2 protein-coding genes are annotated in these 2,122 nt (G+C 64.9%); both read right to left on the bottom strand.

Going from position 1 to position 2,122, the window contains the following annotated elements; all coding sequences use genetic code 11:
• Positions 1-327 precede the first annotated feature (327 nt).
• The gene (locus ACYVDE_RS21000; RefSeq protein WP_460503489.1) at positions 328-1,713 is read right to left on the bottom strand and encodes an ATP-binding protein; all 1,386 of its coding nucleotides are present in this window, start codon (positions 1,711-1,713) and stop codon (positions 328-330) included.
• An 87-nt stretch (positions 1,714-1,800) separates the two neighbouring features.
• Positions 1,801-2,122 (bottom strand): sensor histidine kinase (locus ACYVDE_RS20995; protein WP_460503488.1); only part of this gene is annotated, 322 nt, incomplete at its 5' end.

Here is a 2,122-nt window from a genome sequence, read left to right as displayed (position 1 = left end):
AGCAGCTGGCGCAGGCTGTCGAGCACCACGCGCGACACCGCCGGCGGGGCTGCCGTCGGCAGTGCGGCCAGACTGTGGCCGCACACACCCACCAGCAGGCTCAGCCCCATTGCCAGCCGCCGCAACCAGACTAAAAAAGAAAAACTATTCAACGGAAAAAGCCTGAAACAGGCATCTAACAACTGCGAAATGACAACCCCGCAGGCTACGCAGCTTTAAAGATACCGCTCTGATGCTCTGCGATGCGAAGGTAGCTATCGCCCAGCCGCAACTGATGAGATGGGGTATAAGTTTGGACGGGGGCCCGGGTATGTTACCGCGAGGCGTTTAGCCCACCGGCAGCCGAATCACAAACTCAGTGCCCTGGCCCTCCTGGCTGTCCACGGTGAGGGTGCCGCCGTGGCCCTGCGTCACGATGTCGTAGCTCAGGCTCAGGCCCAGGCCGGTGCCTTCGCCGGTGGGTTTGGTGGTGAAGAAGGGCTGGAAAATTTTCTGCTTCACGCTCTCGGGGATGCCGCTGCCGTTGTCGCGCACCCGAATTTCCACGTCGTCGCCCAGGCGCCGGGTGCTCACGCGCACGGTGGGCGCGTAGCCGGCCTCGCCGCGCTGCTGGCGCTGGCGCACGGCGTAGAACGCGTTGCTGAGCAGGTTGAGCAGTACGCGGCCTAGGTCCTGGGCCAGCACGGGCACGGGCGGCAAGCTGGCATCGAAGTCGGGCTGGAGGGTGGCGTTGAAGGTTTTGTCTTTGGCGCGCAGGCCGTGGTAGGCTAGGCGCAGGTACTCGTCGGCCAGCTGGTTGAGGTCGGTGGGCGTGCGCTCGCCCGAACTCGTGCGCGAGTGCTCGAGCATGCCGCGCACAATACTGGCCGCCCGTCCGCCGTGCTGGCTGATTTTGAGCAGGTTCTGCTTGAGGTCGGCCAGGAGTTCGTCTTCCAGCCCGGGGTCGCGCTCGGGGCGGGCGCGCTCCTCTTCCAGCTCGGTCACCAGCTCGGCGCTCACCTCAGCAAAGTTGTTCACGAAGTTGAGCGGGTTCTGAATTTCGTGGGCAATGCCGGCCGTGAGCTCGCCCAGGCTGGCCATCTTCTCGCTCTGCACCAGCTGGGCTTGGGTGGCGCGCAGCTCGGTGAGGGCCCCGCGCAGCTCCTCGGCCTGGGTGGTGAGGGCAGCGGTGCGCTCGCCCACCAGGCGCTCCAGCTCAATATTCTGCGCCTCGATGAGGCGCTTGGCTTTTTCCTCTTCGGCGCGCTGCAATTCCTCTTTTTCAAGCTGCTTTTTCTGGCTGCGGGCAATGAAGAAGAAGCAGAACAGCCATAGCATGGCAAAGAAGTGAGCCGTGTCAAAGCCGTCGTCATAGGTTTTGAGCAGGCGGCTGCTCACCGTGAGCAGGCCCGTGCTGAGCAGGTGGTAGAGCCACAGCGGGGCAAGGCCCATAAGCAGCGTGCGGGCCGGCCGGTGGTGGCTAAGCATCAGCAGCAATACCCCAAACACACTCTCCACCCACAGCCAGTAGTACTCGGCCATCACCGGCGAGCGGAAGCCCAGCAGCAGGGCCAAGCCGTAGGTGACCACGGCCGGCACCCAGATGTAGCGCAGGGCTTGGTCCCAGCGCGGCAGGCGGCGGGGCAGGTCCAGAAATTTACTTACGCCTCGCGCCACGCCAAAGGCCATTGACGCGTAGAGCAAAAGGTCAGGGTTACCAAGGCGAGGGGTCATTGCAGCGAAAGGCGGAAAGAACGGCAGGCAGTTGGCCCGCAATTTAGGGCGGCGGCGGCTTGCGCCCGTCATGCCGGGCCCGGCCGGCTATTGCTCCACGGGCAGCGTCAGCACAAACGCCGTTCCCACGCCCTCAGTGCTCTCGACCGCAATGGTGCCGCCGTGGCCTTTCGTGATGATGTCGTGGCTCAAGCTCAGACCCAGCCCGGTTCCCTCGCCCGCGGGCTTGGTGGTGAAGAAGGGCTTGAACACCTGCTCGCGCACGGCTTCGGGCATGCCAGTGCCGTTGTCAATCACCCGAATTTCGACGGTAGCTGGCGTGGGCTGACGAGTGCGTACCGTGACGGTGGGCCGGTAGGCCGGGCCGGCGTGCGCGGCGCGGGCCACCACGGCGTGCACGGCATTGGCC

The sequence above is a fragment of the Hymenobacter agri genome (assembly GCF_054778495.1).
Note: the sequence above shows the minus strand (reverse complement) of the source record. Positions and strands in the feature narration are given on the sequence as shown.

What these genes read in the sequence shown, in the direction of transcription:
- ACYVDE_RS21000 (WP_460503489.1), bottom strand. Translation starts at nt 1,713, where the DNA reads ATGACCCCTCGCCTTGGTAACCCTGACCTTTTGCTCTACGCGTCAATG.